At 40.4% G+C, this 17,507-nt stretch carries 21 protein-coding genes and 2 pseudogenes; 6 read left to right on the forward strand and 17 right to left on the reverse strand.

Annotated elements, in window-relative coordinates:
* Nucleotides 1-49 precede the first annotated feature (49 nt).
* The 13 genes from JFV29_RS07695 to paaK all read right to left on the reverse strand — a co-directional run bounded on the left by JFV29_RS07695 (nucleotide 50) and on the right by paaK (nucleotide 11,069).
* Entirely contained in the window at nucleotides 50-1,258 is a 1,209-nt protein-coding gene (locus JFV29_RS07695; RefSeq protein WP_201182232.1) for an acetyl-CoA C-acyltransferase, read from the reverse strand.
* Nucleotides 1,255-2,127 (reverse strand): 3-hydroxyacyl-CoA dehydrogenase, encoded by an 873-nt coding sequence (locus tag JFV29_RS07700; protein ID WP_201182234.1) that lies wholly within the window; start codon nucleotides 2,125-2,127, stop codon nucleotides 1,255-1,257. Before JFV29_RS07700 ends, JFV29_RS07695 begins: the two co-directional genes overlap by 4 nt.
* 115 nt (nucleotides 2,128-2,242) lie before the next feature.
* Nucleotides 2,243-3,763, reverse strand: coding sequence for an aldehyde dehydrogenase family protein (locus tag JFV29_RS07705; protein WP_201182236.1), 1,521 nt, complete (start codon nucleotides 3,761-3,763; stop codon nucleotides 2,243-2,245).
* A gap of 21 nt (nucleotides 3,764-3,784) precedes the next feature.
* Nucleotides 3,785-4,558 (reverse strand): enoyl-CoA hydratase-related protein, encoded by a 774-nt coding sequence (locus JFV29_RS07710; protein ID WP_056531129.1) that lies wholly within the window; start codon nucleotides 4,556-4,558, stop codon nucleotides 3,785-3,787.
* A 10-nt stretch (nucleotides 4,559-4,568) separates the two neighbouring features.
* A complete protein-coding gene (locus tag JFV29_RS07715) occupies nucleotides 4,569-5,345 on the reverse strand; it encodes an enoyl-CoA hydratase/isomerase family protein (protein WP_098176530.1) in 777 nt (258 codons plus the stop codon).
* Entirely contained in the window at nucleotides 5,342-5,647 is a 306-nt protein-coding gene (locus JFV29_RS07720) for an EthD family reductase (RefSeq protein ID WP_053344772.1), read from the reverse strand. The genes JFV29_RS07715 and JFV29_RS07720 overlap by 4 nt, the downstream gene beginning before the upstream one ends.
* A 16-nt stretch (nucleotides 5,648-5,663) precedes the next feature.
* On the reverse strand, nucleotides 5,664-6,161 hold the full coding sequence (paaD, locus tag JFV29_RS07725; protein WP_201182238.1) for a 1,2-phenylacetyl-CoA epoxidase subunit PaaD: 498 nt from the start codon (nucleotides 6,159-6,161) through the stop codon (nucleotides 5,664-5,666).
* Nucleotides 6,162-6,187: 26 nt separating this feature from the next.
* On the reverse strand, nucleotides 6,188-6,991 hold the full coding sequence (paaC, locus tag JFV29_RS07730; RefSeq protein WP_201182240.1) for a 1,2-phenylacetyl-CoA epoxidase subunit PaaC: 804 nt from the start codon (nucleotides 6,989-6,991) through the stop codon (nucleotides 6,188-6,190).
* Entirely contained in the window at nucleotides 6,981-7,340 is a 360-nt protein-coding gene (gene paaB / locus JFV29_RS07735) for a 1,2-phenylacetyl-CoA epoxidase subunit PaaB (protein ID WP_201182242.1), read from the reverse strand. Before paaB ends, paaC begins: the two co-directional genes overlap by 11 nt.
* Before the next feature lie 18 nt (nucleotides 7,341-7,358).
* Nucleotides 7,359-8,315 carry a 1,2-phenylacetyl-CoA epoxidase subunit PaaA gene (paaA, locus tag JFV29_RS07740; protein WP_053344768.1) on the reverse strand — a complete coding sequence of 319 codons (957 nt, stop codon included), beginning with the start codon at nucleotides 8,313-8,315 and terminating at the stop codon, nucleotides 7,359-7,361.
* A gap of 126 nt (nucleotides 8,316-8,441) precedes the next feature.
* Nucleotides 8,442-8,681 carry a ferredoxin gene (locus JFV29_RS07745; RefSeq protein WP_053344767.1) on the reverse strand — a complete coding sequence of 80 codons (240 nt, stop codon included), beginning with the start codon at nucleotides 8,679-8,681 and terminating at the stop codon, nucleotides 8,442-8,444.
* Between the two features lie 19 nt (nucleotides 8,682-8,700).
* Nucleotides 8,701-9,717, reverse strand: a complete 1,017-nt coding sequence (locus JFV29_RS07750) for an NAD(P)/FAD-dependent oxidoreductase (protein WP_201182244.1) — start codon at nucleotides 9,715-9,717, stop codon at nucleotides 8,701-8,703.
* 23 nt (nucleotides 9,718-9,740) lie between these two features.
* Entirely contained in the window at nucleotides 9,741-11,069 is a 1,329-nt protein-coding gene (paaK, locus tag JFV29_RS07755; RefSeq protein ID WP_201182246.1) for a phenylacetate--CoA ligase PaaK, read from the reverse strand.
* Between the two features lie 282 nt (nucleotides 11,070-11,351).
* Here paaK and JFV29_RS07760 point away from each other — a divergent pair, with 282 nt between their 5' ends.
* The 3 genes from JFV29_RS07760 to JFV29_RS07770 are packed head-to-tail and all read left to right on the forward strand — an operon-like array spanning nucleotide 11,352 to nucleotide 13,719.
* Nucleotides 11,352-11,705: a DUF485 domain-containing protein gene (locus JFV29_RS07760; RefSeq protein ID WP_056531113.1), complete on the forward strand. Its 354-nt coding sequence runs from the start codon at nucleotides 11,352-11,354 to the stop codon at nucleotides 11,703-11,705.
* A complete protein-coding gene (locus JFV29_RS07765) occupies nucleotides 11,702-13,252 on the forward strand; it encodes a solute symporter family protein (protein ID WP_201182248.1) in 1,551 nt (516 codons plus the stop codon). The genes JFV29_RS07760 and JFV29_RS07765 overlap by 4 nt, the downstream gene beginning before the upstream one ends.
* Before the next feature lie 17 nt (nucleotides 13,253-13,269).
* Nucleotides 13,270-13,719: a PaaI family thioesterase gene (locus tag JFV29_RS07770; RefSeq protein WP_201182250.1), complete on the forward strand. Its 450-nt coding sequence runs from the start codon at nucleotides 13,270-13,272 to the stop codon at nucleotides 13,717-13,719.
* 316 nt (nucleotides 13,720-14,035) lie between these two features.
* On the opposite strand, the gene JFV29_RS07775 is transcribed toward JFV29_RS07770, so the two are convergent.
* From JFV29_RS07775 to JFV29_RS07790, 4 genes and pseudogenes are all read right to left on the reverse strand, one after another.
* Nucleotides 14,036-14,188: a hypothetical protein gene (locus tag JFV29_RS07775; protein WP_201182252.1), complete on the reverse strand. Its 153-nt coding sequence runs from the start codon at nucleotides 14,186-14,188 to the stop codon at nucleotides 14,036-14,038.
* A 27-nt stretch (nucleotides 14,189-14,215) separates the two neighbouring features.
* On the reverse strand, nucleotides 14,216-15,478 hold the full coding sequence (locus JFV29_RS07780) for a pyridoxal-phosphate-dependent aminotransferase family protein (protein WP_201182254.1): 1,263 nt from the start codon (nucleotides 15,476-15,478) through the stop codon (nucleotides 14,216-14,218).
* A gap of 15 nt (nucleotides 15,479-15,493) precedes the next feature.
* A pseudogene (locus JFV29_RS07785) lies at nucleotides 15,494-15,661 on the reverse strand (M20/M25/M40 family metallo-hydrolase); the annotation flags it as partial.
* Nucleotides 15,662-15,838: 177 nt separating this feature from the next.
* Nucleotides 15,839-16,201: a MerR family transcriptional regulator gene (locus JFV29_RS07790; RefSeq protein WP_201182256.1), complete on the reverse strand. Its 363-nt coding sequence runs from the start codon at nucleotides 16,199-16,201 to the stop codon at nucleotides 15,839-15,841.
* A gap of 112 nt (nucleotides 16,202-16,313) precedes the next feature.
* Here JFV29_RS07790 and JFV29_RS07795 point away from each other — a divergent pair, with 112 nt between their 5' ends.
* The 3 genes and pseudogenes from JFV29_RS07795 (at nucleotide 16,314) to JFV29_RS31605 (ending at nucleotide 17,420) form a co-directional block, all read left to right on the forward strand.
* Complete coding sequence (locus JFV29_RS07795) at nucleotides 16,314-17,075, forward strand: SDR family NAD(P)-dependent oxidoreductase (RefSeq protein ID WP_201182258.1); 762 nt, start codon at nucleotides 16,314-16,316, stop codon at nucleotides 17,073-17,075.
* 36 nt (nucleotides 17,076-17,111) lie between these two features.
* Nucleotides 17,112-17,255: pseudogene (locus JFV29_RS31600) on the forward strand (Tn3 family transposase); the annotation flags it as partial.
* Nucleotides 17,253-17,420 carry a hydroxyisourate hydrolase gene (locus JFV29_RS31605; protein WP_446728238.1) on the forward strand — a complete coding sequence of 56 codons (168 nt, stop codon included), beginning with the start codon at nucleotides 17,253-17,255 and terminating at the stop codon, nucleotides 17,418-17,420. The pseudogene JFV29_RS31600 and the gene JFV29_RS31605, both read left to right, overlap by 3 nt.
* Nucleotides 17,421-17,507 lie beyond the last annotated feature (87 nt).

A 17,507-nucleotide genomic window follows, 5' to 3' on the forward strand; every position in this document is an offset into this window, starting at 1 on the left:
TTTATTTTAAAATTATCCCTTATGTAGACTAGCTAATAAGGGCTTTCTATTAATCATTCTCAATATTTTCTATAATAGCGGATATCCCCTGGCCTACACCGACACACATCGTAGCAAGCCCGAATCGGACCTTTCGCTTTTTCATCTCGTGTACCAGTGTTGTTAATATACGTGCGCCGCTCGCTCCAAGTGGATGACCAAACGCTATCGCTCCTCCGTTTACATTCACTTTTTCCTGATCCAATTTTAATTGGCGAATACATTCAACAGATTGAGAAGCGAAGGCTTCGTTTAATTCAACTAGCCCGATGTCTTCAATAGATAAATTTGCTCTATCCAACGCTTTTTTTGTTGCATAAATAGGACCAAGGCCCATAACCGACGGCTCTAAGCCCGCTACTGCACCTACAACATATTTCGCCAGAGGTTTTAACCCAAGTTCCCTAGCTTTTTCTGCACTCATTAATAGTAATGCTGAAGCTCCATCATTTACACCTGAAGCATTACCAGCCGTTACAGTACCATCTTTAAAAATTGGATTGAGTTTTTCTAGCTTTTCAATTGTCGTGTCTGGACGCGGATGTTCATCTTTATCGATGATGACCTCATTCCCTTTCCGATCCGTATATCGAACAGGTACAATTTCATTAACAAAACGCTCATTTTCCACTGCCTTTTTCGCTCTTTGCTGACTTTGAAACGCGAATTGATCTTGATCCTTCCTTGAAACCTTAAAGCGTTGGGCTACATTTTCTGCTGTTTGCGGCATGGAATCTGCGCCATACATTTCCTCAAGCTTTTTATTCGTAAAACGCCAGCCGATCGTTGTATCTTGAAGCTCCATCGACCCACGCGGGAAATCACTCTCAGGTTTGGCCATGACATACGGCGCCCTAGTCATGCTCTCAGTCCCACCTGCGACGTAAATATCCCCTTCCCCGACTGCTATCGAGCGTGCAGCATACATAACGGCATCAAGTCCGGAGCCACACAAACGATTAATGGTTGTTCCTGCTACGTTCACTGGAAGACCTGCTAAAAGTGCAGACATTCTCGCCACATCACGGTTGTCCTCTCCTGCCTGATTTGCATTTCCGAAAATGACATCTTCAATTTGTTCCGGCGGCAGACCAGGATTCCGCTCTGTTAGCGCCTTTATTACAATTGCACCAAGATCATCCGGACGTACGCTTTTTAAGGCCCCTTTATATCTACCAATAGGCGTTCTCACAGCATCTATAATCACAACTTCTCTCATTTTTCCACCGCCTCTTCATTTTTAGTATAGTCGTATACACCTTTACCAGACTTGCGACCGAGCCGGCCTGCTTTTACATACTGTTCAAGGAGCGGTGCCGGACGATATTTCTCACCAAGTTTACTATGTAAATATCTTAAATTATTTAAACGGGCATCCAGTCCCACTAAATCCCCAAGTTCAAATGGTCCCATTGGATAATTCAGTCCAAGTTTTATTGCCTTATCGATTTCTTCAGGTGTACCTAATCCTTCTTGAAGCATATAGAACGCTTCATTTCCAACCAGGCAGCTAATTCTGCTTGTTACAAAACCAGGGAATTCGTTAATGACTACTGTCTCTTTCCCCATTTTCTCAGCAACCTCTTTTATTACCGCTGCCGTTTCATCACTGGTTTCAAGTCCACGAACAATTTCTACTAATGGCATTTTTTGTACAGGATTGAAAAAATGCATCGCTATCGTTTTTTCAGGACGCTTTCCATAAGAACCAATTTCAGTCGGGCTCATAGTGGAAGTATTAGTAGCAAAATAGCAGTTTTCTTGTGCATGTTCTTCGATTGTTTCAAAAACGGATTTCTTAATTTCTGTCTGTTCTGGAACTGCCTCTATAATTAGATCAGCTTTTGCAGCCGCTTCTTCTAAATTGGAAGAATATAAAAATCTGTTTTTTGCTGCAGCCGCTTCTTCTTGGGTAATTTTCTTGTAGCGCACACCTTTTTCGAAAATCGTTTCAATCTCTTTCTTTGCACTTTCCAATGCATTTGGATTCACATCTACCAATATTACGTCAAAGCCTCCCGTTGCCCCTACATAGGCTATACCTCTGCCCATAACTCCAGAACCTACAACCACTATATTTCTAATCATTCGATCATTCTCCTTTAAAATAGATAAAGCTGGCTGCAATGAATCAGATCAGCATTCAACTATACCTGAATTACTTTTCTGACAGATTATTCAGCCAGCTTCCTATTCAATGTTTTTATTTAATACCAAAAGGATTTAATGGACGGCTTCCATGATAGGAAATGATACTTTTTGTTTCTGTATAAAGATCCAATGTCTCAATACAAAGTTCTCGGCCGAATCCTGATTGTTTATAGCCGCCGAAAGGTGTTCCTGGAAAAGCTGAGAATGGACAGTTGACCATGACAATCCCTGCTTCGATTTGATTTGCCACACGAGTTGCGCGGCCGCCATCCTTTGTCCAAAGGGCAGAGCCCAAACCAAATTCCGTATCATTCGCTAGTCTAATGGCTTCTTTTTCATCTTTGAACTTCATGATAACGACAACTGGACCAAATATTTCTTCTTTAACGACATCCATGTCATGATTAACATTCGCAATGACTGTCGGCTCATACCAATAACCACTTTCAAAGCCTTCAATAACAGCTTGTTTTCCACCCGCTAGGATTTCTGCTCCATCAGCAATAGCAGATTGAACATATTTTTCGATAACATCCAATTGTCCCTGATCAATGACTGCACCTACATGCGTTTCTTTATCTAATGGATTGCCTAATTTCAGTTTTTTCGTTTTTTCTACGAATCTAGTGACAAACTCATCGTAAATATCTTCATGTACGTATAAACGTGATCTCGCCTCACAAGATTGACCTGTATTGTAGAAAATACCATATAGGGATCCATCAATAGCTGCTTCAATGTCCGCGTCTTCAAAGACAATATTAGGAGATTTTCCGCCAAGCTCCAATGTTACCCTTTTTAATGTCTGCGAGGCTTTGCCCATAAGGTCTCTTCCGATTGGCGTAGATCCTGTGAAAGCTACTTTATTCACTTTCGGATGTTCAACAAGATAATTCCCTACATCAGATCCAGGACCAGGAATGATATTGACTACCCCAGAAGGAACGCCTGCTTCCATACAAATTTCACCTAATACAATGGCAGTAAGTGGAGTTAAAGATGCTGGCTTAACAATGACAGAACAGCCCACTGCAATGGCCGGTGCAATTTTCCAAGCTGCCATCATCATTGGATAGTTCCAAGGAATGATTTGCGCACATACTCCCACAGGTTCTTTTTCCGTATAGTTATGGAATTGACCTGGAACATTATTGACTGATCCACGATGTCCAACTAAAGCTCCCGCATAAAACTCGAAGTCTTCTATCGCCTGCATAACTTGACCTTGCGCTGCAGAAATGGATTTTCCACTGTTCAAAACCTCTAATTCTACTAATTCATTGAAGCGTGAACGCATAATAGCCGCAATTTTGTTTAATACACGAGACCGCTTATTGATCGGTGTTTTTTTCCATTTGCCATTATCAAATGCTTCACGTGCAGCTTGTACTGCCTTTTCTGCATCTTCCTTAGTAGCCTTTGCAACCTTGGCAATGATTTCACCAGTCGCAGGATTAATGGCATCAATAGTAGCTCCGTTAGAACTTTCCACTCTTTCGCCGTTAATAATTAGGTGGTAATAATCACGCTTCGTTTCTGCTTTTTCAAATACTGTTTCTTGAACTTTAACCATGTAATCCCACTCCCCTTTTTATTATTTCCCAATAAATTGAGCTTTTCTTTTCTCTGCAAAGGCTGTTACACCTTCAGAATAATCTATCGTTAAGCCAGCAATTCGCTGACCTTCTGCTTCTTCTTTTAAATACTCTTCTAATGAAAGGTGATAAGATGCCTCTAAGTATCTTTTGATTAATCCAATTGCTTTCGTAGGTTTGCTTGCGATGTTTTCTGCAAAGGCTTTCACTTGCTCGTTCCATTCTTCCACACTGATTACTTTTGTAGCTAGACCCATGTTTTTCGCCTCAGCTGCAGGTACCTTTTCTCCAAATACGGATAATTCCAATGCTTTTGCATGACCAACAATTCGCGAAAGGTAATATAGATTTCCTGAATCAGGAATCAAACCAATGTTGACAAAAGCATTTAAAAAACTGGCTTTCTCGGAAACAAGACGGAAATCACATGCCAGTGCCAGACTGAAGCCAGCCCCTGCAGCCACTCCATTTACGGCTGCAATAATTGGTTTTTCACAGCTTGCTAGTTGCTGCATCATCGGGCTGTAATCTTCCCGGAGCATTTGCCCTAAATTTACACCTTCATCCACTTCAGATAAATCTTGTCCTGAACAAAAGGCTCTGCCTTCACCAGTAATGATAATGGCACGTACTTCATCAGAGCTCGCCGATGTTTTGATCGCTTTTTGTATCTCCCTATTCATTTGGGACGTAAAGGCATTTAGTTTATCAGGACGGTTTAAAGTAAGCCATGCCACTCCGTTTTCAACCCTATATGTGATTGTTTCGTACATAGAGCACTCCTTATTCGCCTGTAAAATTAGGCTTTCTTTTTTCAACAAATGCTTTCATTCCTTCTTTTTGGTCCTCTGATGCAAAAAGAATATAGAAGTTCTTCCGTTCATATTGCATTCCCTCATATAAGGAATAATCAACGGCTTTATTTACGGATTCTTTAATCATCCTAACTGCTAGCGGGGGTTGTTTGGCTATCTTTCTAGCAAAATCAACCGTTTCCTCCATCAACAATTCTGGTGCAACAATTTTATTAATAAAGCCGTATTGTAATGCTGTTTTTGCATTGATCCTTTCGGCAGTCAATATCCATTCAAGTGCCTTCGTTTTGCCTACCAATTTCGTTAGTCTTTGTGTTCCGCCTGCACCAGGCATGACTCCAAGAGTAACTTCAGGAAAGGAAAACTGTGTGTCACTAGCGGCGATCAAAAAGTCACAGGATAAAGCAAGTTCAAAACCGCCGCCGAATACAAAACTTTTTACCGCACCAATCACGGGCTTTTTAACTAGACCCATTCGGTCCCAATCAGCAAATTGATTAGTTAACTCCATACTGATTGGATTGTCATTCACCATCTCATCAATGTCTGCTCCAGCAGAGAATGCTTTTCCATTGCCCGTCAGCAAAATCACCTTCACTTGGGAATCGCGGTCAAATGCTTCCATAGAAGAAACAATTTCGCTGACCATTTGTCGATTCAATGCATTCAATTGCTTCGGGCGATTTAAAAAGATATAGCCAATTCCGTCCTCAATTGACGTTTCAATAAATTGAAGCGCATTCATTTTACTTCTTCACCAATCATCATCGTTACAAGTTTCCCTGCAAAGCCCATTAAGTCTTTTCCTGATGCTTTTCCTTCAGGAGAACGCATTCCTTGTTGAAGTGCTTCATGGTCTTCATAATACATTTCACATAGAATGTGATATTCAGAGTCTTTGCCCATTGGAGTTCCGACTATTTTAGTGACTTCCATTTTTTGAAGACCAGGGATTTTTTCCGTGATTGGACCGTGTACATTGAAATAGTGCTCATCAAACGCTTCCTTATTTTCAGGCTGTTTGTATAGGGCTATTAACTTTACCATTTGAATACCTCCATATTTAGATAGTTTTTATCATAGGTTTCATCGCTTCGAACGGATTTTTACATGCTTTGCAATATAAAATGCTACGGCAAGCTGTTGGGCCGAATATGTTTTCCATCGTGACATAGGTAGATTCACAATACGGGCAATCTACATGCCATGATCCATCTTTTTTCATTTGTCGAGGAGGAGGGGAGATCCCAAAAACCTTTAATCCCGCTTTCCCCTTTTCCGTAATCCGGTCAGATGTCCAGGAAGGGGAACGTAGAAATTCCACACTTACATTTCCAACGGCAGTCAGCTGTTTAATGGCTGTCTCCACATTTTTCTGAATGATGGACAGTGCGGGACATCCTAGAAAAGTTGGAAGCATTTTCACTGAAACGTCCGGTCCCGAAACCGTCACATTCTCAACCATCCCTAAATCCAGAATACTGACTGTATCAATTTCGGGATCTTTAACGTCTTCCAGGAGTTTATATATTTCTTCTGTGTTTAACAATACGGTCGACATAGTACCCCTCCCCTTTTTCTAATATTTCACCAAGATGCTGTTTTATCGCTTGCGTATACTTCGCTTAACGTTTCTAGCGCTTTTTCTAAATCTTCTGTATGCTGACCAGTGCGTCCATCGCCTTTGACCATTCCGACTTCAATAGAGCACACCACCCCTACACTTTCAAAAACAGGTGTGACTTCCTGAATCCACTTATTCAATAAAACCGCTTCATCTTCTATCAAACCCTGCTTCACCATTTCAACTCGATAATGACCAAGTGAAAATACTCCTTGAAAATCCTGTAACGTTTTCTCAATAGCTGCTTTCATTCGTGAAACTGCTTCTTCGTGACCTGAACCCAGCAATTGGATGAACCATGTTTTCCAGTGCATCAAATGATAATAAAGTTCCATCTGTACCTTTTGGGCTACTTCAGCCAGCGGCTCATATGAACTTGAATGAAGGGATTGAATCTTAATCGCTTTAGCTTGGGTATATAAATAATTTCGTACTACCGCAAAAGCCCAATCATAATCCGGGTCTTCCATATAGTTTCCAGGACCATTGACCACTTCCAAAATTATCGCATTACGACGTTCTTTCGCGGGACGATCGTGGGCTAGCTGATCTGCATCCCCTTCACCAAGTTCTTCCAATAATTTGTAGAATATAGCTGCATGACCCATCGTATCTTGGGCTATCGAGGAAGATGCTACATCTTCCTCGATATGTGGAGCGAGTCCTAGCCACTCTGATCCACGATATGAATGGATAAAGTCATCGTCCGCCAATTGAAGCAACAATTCCTTAATTGCGGTGTTTTCCAATGATGAATTATTCTCCATTTTTCACGCCTCCTGCCCAAGACATTATCTCTTTTTCATCGAGCATTTCCTGCTCGTACTTCCGCCATTTTTTCTTTAGGTACCCATAACCTTTTGTTGTCCTGTAATCTTTATTATCTATACGTTGAAGTGTTTTCTTTTCTTCAACCGTCATTTTCCGTATATTCTGTCTTTTCACAACCCAGATATCATCAACCGCTTCACGTCTCATGAAATTTTCTTGTGCCATCATGATCGCGATATCCTCATTAGGGGCCAGCAGGCTAAAATGATATTGGACTGGTGAAGTCTGAGTTTTACGGCTAAATACTTCAAATTCTTCAAAGTACGTTTTTTGTCTAGTTTCCATATCGTTCTTCCCCCTCCCTTAGATGACCTTTGGGGCTAACGCTTCGCGCACCCATTTATTATTTTCATAAGAAATCCTTCTAAGATTTAAGCGCTGCTGTGAACGGGGACCTTCATTCCTTGCTATTATCTTCAATTTCCCCCAATCGGGTTGTTGATAAATCCACGTTTCAGTATCTTTATCAAATCGAAGTGTTTCATCAGGAATGGTATAGCCAAGTGAAAGGATCCGCTTCACATATTTAGAAAAAAAGGCTTGGCGAAGCTCTTCATTCGTGCTTGTTCTGATTCTGTACTTAATCGTTACATCTTGTTTGGAAGAGCCAACTTCATTCTTACTAGGAGGTCCAAAGAAAAGTAACAGCGATTCCCACCAATAATCGATGGAGTCTTGAACCATTTTTCTTTGTTCTTCCGTGCCTTCTGCCAAAGCCATGATTATTGCTTCACCATGCTGGGCATGAAAAACTTCTTCCGCGCAAATCCTGTGCAAAGCACGAGCATAAGGACCGTATGAAGCACCAAGCATGTTCGTTTGGGAAATAATAGCTGCTCCATCCACCAACCAGCCGATCAACCCTGCATCTCCCCAAGATTTAGATTCCATATGGAAGACATTATGAAACTTTAAATCTCCTGTAAACAAATCTTGCATCAAGTCATCCCTTTTTTTGTTGTACGGCTTTAACAAATCCTCGGCTACGCGAAGCAATAATTGTCCATGTCCCATTTCATCCTGCACTTTTGCCATGATTCCAAGTTTTCTATTCAAGGTAGGGGCTTTAGGTACCCATTCTTTTTCTGGAAGTGCCCCCATGATTTCACTGATTCCATGCATTGAAATTAATTTAATGAGTGTGCCCCTGTAATCTTCCGGCATCCAATCATCCGCTTCTATCTTTTCTCCTGCTTTGATTCTGGCAATAAATTGATCTAACTTTTCATGTTCTGCCATATCATTTAAAAGAACGTTCATCTAAACACCTCTTATCCAATATATAACGTTAATATAACGTTATTATATTTTATTGTTATATTAAAAGCAAGACTAATGCGTCATTTTTTCTAAATAATAGGAAATTGGTGGGATTGAACCATTCTTTTATTCAACCAAAACCTTACATGGCGACGACTCCACTTTGATAGAATCTGTTGGGCAGCCTTCCATTGCATCATCCAGATCATCATATAAATCTTCCGCAACTTCTGCAGTTCCTTCATTTTCATCCAGAAGAACAAATGCAATTCCTTCATCATTGTAATCAAAAATTTCTGGTGCTGCTGCACCACATGCACCGCATGCAATGCATGTATCTTGATCCACAATTGTATATTTAGCCATGATGCCTTCCCCCTTATTCTTATTTCGTAATTGGTTCTTTCTTCTCTTCCATTAAACTTGTACTATGAAGTGGCTGAACTTTTGAAGATGGATCAATGTATACTTTCGCATTGCTGATTGCAGTAGGAGCTTCACCAAAACCACTAGCTATTAGCTTTACTTTTCCATCGTATGTACAAATATCACCCGCGGCATAAATGCCCGGGATATTCGTTTCCATTCTTGAATTAACGACAATCGAATTTTTTTCAATTTCAAGCCCCCAGTCTTTTATCGGTCCAAGGGATGAGATAAATCCATAGTTAACCACGACTGCATCTACCTTTTGTATAGATTCTTGACCATTATTCACATTCTCAAGTACCACATATTCAATCTCTTCAGAACCACGCAATTCAACAGGGACATAAGGAGTCATAACATTAACGGTAGAGTTCGTTAAATTTTCAACGCTATGCTCATGTGCACGGAATTTTTCACGTCGGTGCGCAATGGTTACGTTATTAGCGATAGGCTCCAGCATTAAGGCCCAATCAACTGCTGAATCACCACCACCAAACACAACAACATCCTTTTCCGTAAACGAATTTAGGTTATCCACAAAATAGTGAAGGTTTTTCCCCTCAAATTTTTCTTCTGTACTAATTTTTAGTTTCCTCGGTTGAAATGCACCATTACCCGCTGTAATAATGATTGTTCTTGAAAAATGAACTTCTTTATTTGTTGTTAACTTAAAAATACCATCTTCCTGCTTTTCAATTGTTTCAACCGCTTGTTCTAAGCAGACCTCTTGTTTAAACGCTTTCATTTGTTCTTTTAAATTATTAACTAATTCCTGTGCCCGCACTTTTGGAAATCCTGCAACATCATAAATATACTTTTCTGGATATAATGCAGATAACTGACCTCCTAGCTGTGGCAAACTTTCTATGATCTTGACAGACATTTGTCTCATGCCACCATAAAATGCTGTAAAAAGCCCAACTGGTCCGCCGCCAATAATCGTGACATCGACTACATTACTTTGCTGGTTCATCTGATTTCTTCCTTTCCATCAAGTTATGCATTAATCACAGCATCTTTCCGCTTGTCAACAACACGAATGGCTTTTCCCTCTGAACGCGGAATGCTTTTTGGGATGTTAACAACAATATCCATTGTTACAAGACATGTGGATTTCATATGGTGCTGAATCGCCTTCTTTAATTTTTGTACATTTTCATGTGTTAAGTCTCCATCTATACCTTTATAGAAACCGCTTTCAATTTCAATATGCAGTTCAACACTATCCATGTTACCTTTCTTAATAAGATGAATCTGATAATGAGGAACAATCCCCTCCATTTGGAACAGCACACGCTCAATTTCAGATGGGAATACATTCACGCCTCTTACTATGATCATATCGTCCGTCCTGCCTTTAACACGGGACATTCTTGTTGTCGTACGTCCGCATCTACACTGCTCATGAGTAATGGAAGCAATATCACCTGTACGATATCGAATAATTGGTAGCGCTTCCTTTGTTAAACTAGTAAAAACAAGTTCTCCATCTTCTCCGTCCTCTACGGGTTCAAGCGTATCCGGGTTGATTACTTCAACAAGGAAATGATCTTCTGCGATATGAAGTCCATCCTGTGCTTCATGACATTCAATAGCAACACCAGGCCCCATAATCTCACTTAGACCGTAAATATCGACCGCTTTCAAGTTCAGTTTCTTTTCAAGAGTAGCTCTCATTTCCTCTGACCATGGCTCAGCTCCGAAAATTCCATACTCAAGCCCATTATCAGCTGGGTCAATCCCCATCTCTTCCATCTTTTCAGCAATATTCAAAATATAAGAGGGAGTACCACAAATGCCTCGCGGTTTAAAATCATTAATAATGGTAATTTGACGATCTGTGTTTCCACCTGAAATAGGAACCGTTGCAACGCCTAACTGCTCTGCACCATAGTGAAGACCCAGTCCGCCTGTAAACAGACCATATCCGTATGCATTATGAAAAATATCCGATTTCCGCCCTCCCGCAGCGACAATTCCTCGCGCGACGATAGTTGCCCAGTTCTCCAAATCATTTTTCGTATATCCGACAATTGTCGGCTTCCCGCTTGTTCCGGATGATCCATGTATACGTGTTACATCTTCCATAGGAACCGCGAATAAACCGAAAGGATATTGATCGCGCAGAACCTGTTTTTTTGTAAATGGAAGCTTTGTAATATCGCTTAACTGTTGAATATCTTCTGGGTTAAGACCCAGTTCTTCAAATTTCTCTCTGTAATAAGGTACATTTTCATATACATGGCTTATCGTTTTTTTAAGGCGTGTCACTTGTAATCTTTCCATTTCAGCACGCGTAGCTGTTTCAACTTCTGGATTGTACATTGTTTCAGTCCCCCTTATTTGCTCGTTCTTCATCCGACCCCTTTTTCATAACGATATAAAAACGGAATATTAATTATTGTTATGTTTCATTTTTAAGATTAATACGCCATTTATACGTTGTCAATAATGTTTTCTTTGAAATTAACAAAATTAGCAAAATTAACAAAAAATTTAATTTTAAATTTACATAACTTTCTGACTATGATACTTTTACATTGATATATATCAAATTTAGATAAACTCGTTTAAAAATCGTATTATAATTTCAAGGGGGATATTATTATGGAATCGCCAGTAAAAACAGATCATTTAATCAAAGGCAATGACAGAGAGATTCAGTATCGTAAATTAATTGAAACAGAAGATTTCAAAGATTTACTTCAAAAGAAAAAAGCATTCATTGTACCAGTCACTCTATTCTTTCTTACATTTTATTTTGTCCTGCCTGTTTTAGCTGCCTATACAGATGTATTAAAGGGCGAAGCTTTTCTCAATATTACATGGGCATGGGTGTACGCACTTCTCCAATTTGCTGTCGTATGGATCGGAGGAATTGTCTATATTAAGAAATCAGCGAAGTACGACAAGATGGCAAAGAATATTTTAACTAAATATCGGGAGGAGCTTGGCGAATGAGCACTTTATCTCTTACGCTTTTTTTAGGCATCATTTTGTTAACGCTTACAATAACATATTATTCTTCTAAAAAGACGAAAAACGCAAGTGATTTTTATACAGCAGGTGGCGGATTGACTGCCTGGCAAAATGGATTAGCCGTGGCCGGTGACTTTATGTCAGCTGCTTCTTTCCTAGGAATTACAGGAGCTATCGCACTAATCGGTTTCGATGGCTTTTATATGAGCATCGGGAACCTTGTTGCATTTCTCGTCTTATTGTATCTTGTTTCAGAACCACTGCGTAACTTGGGAAAATATACGCTGGCAGACATGATTTCAGCGCGTTTCAAATCAAAAAAAGTACGTGGGATAGCTGCCGCGAACACACTTGTCATTTCAATCTTTTACATGATTGCACAACTAGTTGGTGCTGGTGGATTAATTAAACTGTTGCTCGGCATCGATTACGGGCTATCCGTTCTTCTCGTCGGTGTATTGATGACAATTTACGTAATTTTCGGCGGGATGAGAGCGACAAGCTGGGTGCAAATCACCAAAGCGGTTCTTTTACTGTGCGGTTCCGCTGTGTTGACCTTTATTGTTTTTTCCCGCTTTAATTTTAACATCTCTGAAATGTTCCACCATGTTCAAACAGCAACACCTCTTGGAAACAATTTTTTAAATCCAGGCAATAAATACACTGATGGACTTGACATGATTTCATTTAATATGTCACTTGTCCTGGGCGCAGCTGGCCTTCCCCATCTGCTCGTCCGCTTCTTTACAGTAAAGGACGCGGCTACTGCAAGAAAATCGGTAGTATATTCCACATGGTTTATAGGCTTATTTTTTATCATGACTATTTTCCTAGGATTCGGAGCTGCTTCTTTCGTAGGATTTGACCGCATCGTTGAAGCAAACTCTGCTGGAAACATGGCAGCGCCACTCCTCGCATTAACCGTGGGCGGTGAATTTTTGTTCGCTTTCGTTTCAGCCGTCGCATTTGCCACTATTTTAGCGGTTGTATCCGGTCTTGTTTTAACGTCTGCGTCCGCTTTCGCACATGACATTTATGGTGAAATTATTAAAGACGGAAAAATAACTGAAAAGCAGCAAATTCTTGTAGCCCGTGTTGCATCAGTTAGTGTAGCTGTTATATCAATCGTGCTTGCCTTGTTTGCACAATCGTTGAACGTCGCTTTCCTTTCTGTACTTGCATTAGGAATCGCTGCAAGTGCCAACTTGCCAATTATCCTTTGTACAATTTATTGGAAACGATTTAATGCAACTGGAGCGATCACCGGCATGTTATTCGGGTTACTCAGTTCTCTTATATTAGTTATGCTCAGCCCGAATGTATGGAATCCGGAACCTGGAATTGGTATTTTCACAGGGAATCCTCTCTTCACAATGAGCAACCCGACCATTTTCACCGTGCCACTTGGTTTTATTGGTGCATATTTAGGGACAGTGTTGTCTAAAGCAAAAGAAGAGGAAAATAAATTTCCGGAAGTACTTTTCAAATCTAACACCGGATTTGGGATAAGCTCAGCGAAAGACCATTAGAAGAAAGGAGGATTTCCATGACCATTCAATTAGATGATCAGGATATTCATGAATTACATTATGATCAAATTAAGCAAGTGCTTAAAGACGAACCATTTGCATCTTTTCTCGGTATGAAACTGACAAAACTTGGGCCTGGCACAGCGGAAGCTGAATTAATCCCTGACGACCGCATGCTCAATTCACACGGAACGGTTCACGGGGCAATTATCTTTTCACTTGCGGATTACGTATTCGCAGCTGCGAGCAATTCATACGGCAAAATAGCAGTGGGCGTCACAACCAATGTTAACTTTATATCCGCTGGCAAACGTGGTGAGACTTTAACTGCAAATGCAAAAGAAATAAAGAAAAATCACAAACTCGCATGGTACAAAATCGAAGTCCTAAATGAAAAGGAACTAATCGCAACCATGGAAGCGATGGTATATCGGAAGAATCATTATTTTGTTCAACAAGATGAATAAAGCATTATTAAAACCGGACATGTCAGTCGACCTGTCCGGTTGGCTTTTTCTCCCTGATAGATAGGCCTTTAACAAGACATATATAGGAGGGTAATAGATAACTGGATTCAAAAAATAATACTTAAAATGACTATCGCTACAGTTGTACGGATTCCAAAAGTTTTCTGACTAGTTATTAACTACAATTCTGGAGTCCATCACTTTTAACCATTTCCCCCGCAGCCATCATTTGCGACCCTGTATCAAAACCTTCCCAATGAGCGCGACCAGGTTCACTAAAATGGACATGCACATCAATCATACCCGGAAAAATGTACTAACCTTTCGCCTCATACTCTACATTAGCTTTACTATCTAACTGATTCCCAACCTTAACAATCACCCCATTATGTACCGCAATATCAGCTTTCTTAACTTCATCAGGTAAAACTACGTAACCATCGCGGATAATAAGGTCGTATGTTGACATTAACATCACTCCTTCATAATAAAAAAATCAAATAGAACTCCTACCTACACCCACTTTCTCTGTCTTCCCTACATATACATCAAGTGCAGCCTGTAAAGCTTCTCCTCGATTCACTTCGAAACCCTGGCGTAAAAGAACGGCTTCTAAGGAAGCTAGCACAAAGAGAATGTTTTCTTTCCGACAGCTAAATCCCATGGTGCCGATTCTCCAGATCTTTCCGTGAAGCGGACCAAACGAGGAGGCGATCTCGATACTGAATTCATTCAACAGCATACCTCGTACCGCTTCCCCGTCGATACCTTCTGGAATTCTGATACAAGTTACACATGGAAGTTTGTTTTTCTTATCCCCAAATAACGTTAATCCCATTGCCTTGACCCCTGCAACGAGGGCGGATTCATGGAGTTTATGACGAGCGAAGCGTTTTTCCAATCCTTCTTCAAGTACAAGGCGCAACCCTTCACGTAACGCATAAATCATTGAAGTTGCCTCTGTATGGTGATTCAAGCGGCGCGGGCCCCAATAATCCTGCAGCATACTTAAATCGAAATAATTGCTGGTGATGGGACGGTGGCTCAAGACCTTTTGGCGGTCCTCTTCTGTCGCAATCCCACGTTCCACTTTTTTACGAGACTGAATGATTTTTTCAATTCTTTCATTATAGGTAATCGGCGCCATCCCTGAAGGAACAGACAAGCATTTTTGCGTCCCGCCTATTAATCCATCAATACACCATTCATCTACCTTTACGTCTGTTCCGCCGATGGAAGCAACCGCATCGACCACAAGCAAGACATCCAATTCACGGCAGGCCACCCCGATTTCCTTCAACGGCTGCATACATCCCGTAGAAGTTTCTCCATGAACAATCGCGGTTATTTTTGGGGACACTTTCTTGATTTCCTTAATGACCACTTGCGGATCAAACACTTCTCCCCATGAACATTCAATCGTATGGACTTCCGCTCCATATCGTTCACAAATTTCAACTAACAAATGACCAAATCTTCCGAAAATAGGAACCAGAACTTTATCTCCCGGTTCAATGATGCTGCAAAGGATCGCTTCATTGCCGGATCTTGATGTACCATCAATTGGAAAAGCCCACTTATTTTTCGTTTGAAAAACCAACCGAAGCATTTCCATCACTTCATTCATGATTGTAGTAAATGCGGGGTCAAATTGCCCTAATATAGGTGTGCTCATCGCTCTTAGCACACGCGGATCCACCTCGACTGGACCTGGAGTCATGATTGTCCTCATCGGTGTATGTAATTCTGAAAATGCCATTTTCCTCAGCTCCCTTTAATAGGCTAATCTATATAGTATTTCGCTTAAAACATCGATTCCCCTTTCCAAATCTGGAACACTAGTAAACTCCTTAGGTGAGTGGCTGATTCCCCCCTGACTCGGAACAAACAGCAAGCAAGTTGGGCACATTGTTCCAAATACCTGTGCATCATGCCCCGCTCCTAACCGCAGAAAATACAAAAATGGGAAACTACGAAATCGTCTTTCATATTGGCGATTACTTCCGAAACAAAACTATCCAGCTCCCGGAACCACCGTTTTTGGTATAGATTTTTAGACAAATTTGCTTAGCATATGTTTTCCGCGTTTTGCTGGTATAACACCCTATAGAGACTGCATCTAATCTCGTTTACTGATGAAATCCTTGTAAGCCACAATTTTATATTCAAGCATCTCATCTACAGCTTTTAACGTTCTGATTTGTTTCTTAATAGAGTCTTTATGTTCTTCTAAAAGGCTTAATCGCTCTAGTGTGGTATGTTCTCCTTCTAAAACTAATGAAGCATACTTCTTTATTTTCGCGATAGGCATTTGTGTTTCTCTTAACTTGATAACAAATTGCAGCCATTTAATATGTGTATCGTTATATCGCCTGTCTCCGCTGGCATCACGAACAGGAATTATAATTTTTTCTTTTTCGTAATACCGCAATGTATGTGTACTTATCCCTAAAATTTTAGCCACTTCACCAATGCTGTGCATAAGAAACCTCCACATTAATTTTTTCTTGACTTAGAGTTTACTCTAATCATTATAATCAACTCATAGTTCGCTCACAATAAAATCAATTGGATAAAATTCAGGAGGGATTTATATGAAATATACAGTTATTACGGGTGCCAGTTCAGGAATTGGGTATGAAACGGCCCTTGCTTTTGCGGCTCGTGGGAAAAACTTAATCATAGCAGCTCGCAGAACGGAGGAATTGGAAAAGCTAAAATCAAAAGTGGCTGACATTAACGCAGACCTGGATGTTGTCATTCGAATTGTTGACTTATCTGTTACTGCAAATGTTTATGAATTCTACGAAAGTCTTCAGGATTATCAGATCGAGACTTGGATCAACAATGCTGGTTTTGGAAACTTTGCTTCCGTTGGGGAACAAAATTTAAATAAAATTGAGACGATGCTTCACTTGAATATTGAAGCCTTAACCGTTCTGTCCTCTCTTTATGTACGTGACTATGGAGATGTTGATGGAACGCAAATCATTAATATTTCTTCAGGAGGAGGATACCGGATTGTTGCCGATGCTGTGACCTACTGCGCGACAAAGTTCTATGTAAGTGCCTTTACAGAAGGTCTAGCACAAGAATTGAAAGGAAAAGGAGCAGCCATGCAAGCAAAAGTCTTGGCTCCTGCTGCAACAGAGACCGAATTTGCGAAACGCTCCTATAATGTTGATAATTTTGAATATGATGGTTTTGTTCCTAAGTTCCATACAGCTGAACAAATGGCCGGTTTCTTACTAGATTTATATGACAGTGAGAGGGTGGTAGGAATTGTGAATGGAGAAACGTATGACTTCGAATTAAGAGATCCGATTTATCCGTATGTGACGCAGAAAAGAAACTAGTCTTTTAAAATCCAAACATAACAAAAAGTCGACGGTTTGCAACTTCTTATTTTAGCTAATGTATTATGGAATACGGTATATATATCACGTGCGGTAGATGCTTTGCGTGCAAAAGGCGTGGACATTCCAGAGGAATATTTACAACATATATCCCCACTTGGTTGGGAACACATTACATTGACAGGTGATTATGTGTGGAACCTAAATCAAAAAACAAATTTCAATAATTTAAGACCCTTTTTGGACCAAGTTCCCGTCCGTTTTGGACTTTCCTCCCCCGCCTCTCACTATCATGTGCCCTTACTCGTTTCCCCATGGGGTTATCAGGTATATCGGGGGAGTTAATTAAAATGCCGGAGAAGATTACATCCTTCTCCGGCATTTTAAATAGATTAATCACTTTTTAGCATTTTGAAAAAAGGGAAGCATTCC

The sequence above is a fragment of the Peribacillus sp. TH16 genome, assembly GCF_016651095.1.
GTDB lineage: Bacteria > Bacillota > Bacilli > Bacillales > DSM-1321 > Peribacillus > Peribacillus butanolivorans.

Excerpts from the sequence above, each read along its gene's own strand:
- JFV29_RS07720 (WP_053344772.1), bottom strand. The coding sequence starts at position 5,647 with ATGGTAAAGTTAATAGCCCTATACAAACAGCCTGAAAATAAGGAAGCG.
- JFV29_RS07765 (WP_201182248.1), top strand. The coding sequence starts at position 11,702 with ATGAGCACTTTATCTCTTACGCTTTTTTTAGGCATCATTTTGTTAACG.
- JFV29_RS07780 (WP_201182254.1), bottom strand. The coding sequence starts at position 15,478 with ATGGCATTTTCAGAATTACATACACCGATGAGGACAATCATGACTCCA.
- JFV29_RS07705 (WP_201182236.1), bottom strand. The coding sequence starts at position 3,763 with ATGGTTAAAGTTCAAGAAACAGTATTTGAAAAAGCAGAAACGAAGCGT.
- paaB (WP_201182242.1), bottom strand. The coding sequence starts at position 7,340 with ATGGAAACTAGACAAAAAACGTACTTTGAAGAATTTGAAGTATTTAGC.
- JFV29_RS07745 (WP_053344767.1), bottom strand. The coding sequence starts at position 8,681 with ATGGCTAAATATACAATTGTGGATCAAGATACATGCATTGCATGCGGT.
- paaK (WP_201182246.1), bottom strand. The coding sequence starts at position 11,069 with ATGTACAATCCAGAAGTTGAAACAGCTACGCGTGCTGAAATGGAAAGA.
- JFV29_RS07710 (WP_056531129.1), bottom strand. The coding sequence starts at position 4,558 with ATGTACGAAACAATCACATATAGGGTTGAAAACGGAGTGGCATGGCTT.
- JFV29_RS07700 (WP_201182234.1), bottom strand. The coding sequence starts at position 2,127 with ATGATTAGAAATATAGTGGTTGTAGGTTCTGGAGTTATGGGCAGAGGT.
- JFV29_RS07760 (WP_056531113.1), top strand. The coding sequence starts at position 11,352 with ATGGAATCGCCAGTAAAAACAGATCATTTAATCAAAGGCAATGACAGA.
- JFV29_RS07775 (WP_201182252.1), bottom strand. The coding sequence starts at position 14,188 with ATGTCAACATACGACCTTATTATCCGCGATGGTTACGTAGTTTTACCT.
- JFV29_RS07795 (WP_201182258.1), top strand. The coding sequence starts at position 16,314 with ATGAAATATACAGTTATTACGGGTGCCAGTTCAGGAATTGGGTATGAA.
- JFV29_RS07695 (WP_201182232.1), bottom strand. The coding sequence starts at position 1,258 with ATGAGAGAAGTTGTGATTATAGATGCTGTGAGAACGCCTATTGGTAGA.
- JFV29_RS07770 (WP_201182250.1), top strand. The coding sequence starts at position 13,270 with ATGACCATTCAATTAGATGATCAGGATATTCATGAATTACATTATGAT.
- JFV29_RS07750 (WP_201182244.1), bottom strand. The coding sequence starts at position 9,717 with ATGAACCAGCAAAGTAATGTAGTCGATGTCACGATTATTGGCGGCGGA.
- paaC (WP_201182240.1), bottom strand. The coding sequence starts at position 6,991 with ATGGAGAATAATTCATCATTGGAAAACACCGCAATTAAGGAATTGTTG.
- JFV29_RS07715 (WP_098176530.1), bottom strand. The coding sequence starts at position 5,345 with ATGAATGCGCTTCAATTTATTGAAACGTCAATTGAGGACGGAATTGGC.
- paaA (WP_053344768.1), bottom strand. The coding sequence starts at position 8,315 with ATGAACGTTCTTTTAAATGATATGGCAGAACATGAAAAGTTAGATCAA.
- paaD (WP_201182238.1), bottom strand. The coding sequence starts at position 6,161 with ATGTCGACCGTATTGTTAAACACAGAAGAAATATATAAACTCCTGGAA.
- JFV29_RS07790 (WP_201182256.1), bottom strand. The coding sequence starts at position 16,201 with ATGCACAGCATTGGTGAAGTGGCTAAAATTTTAGGGATAAGTACACAT.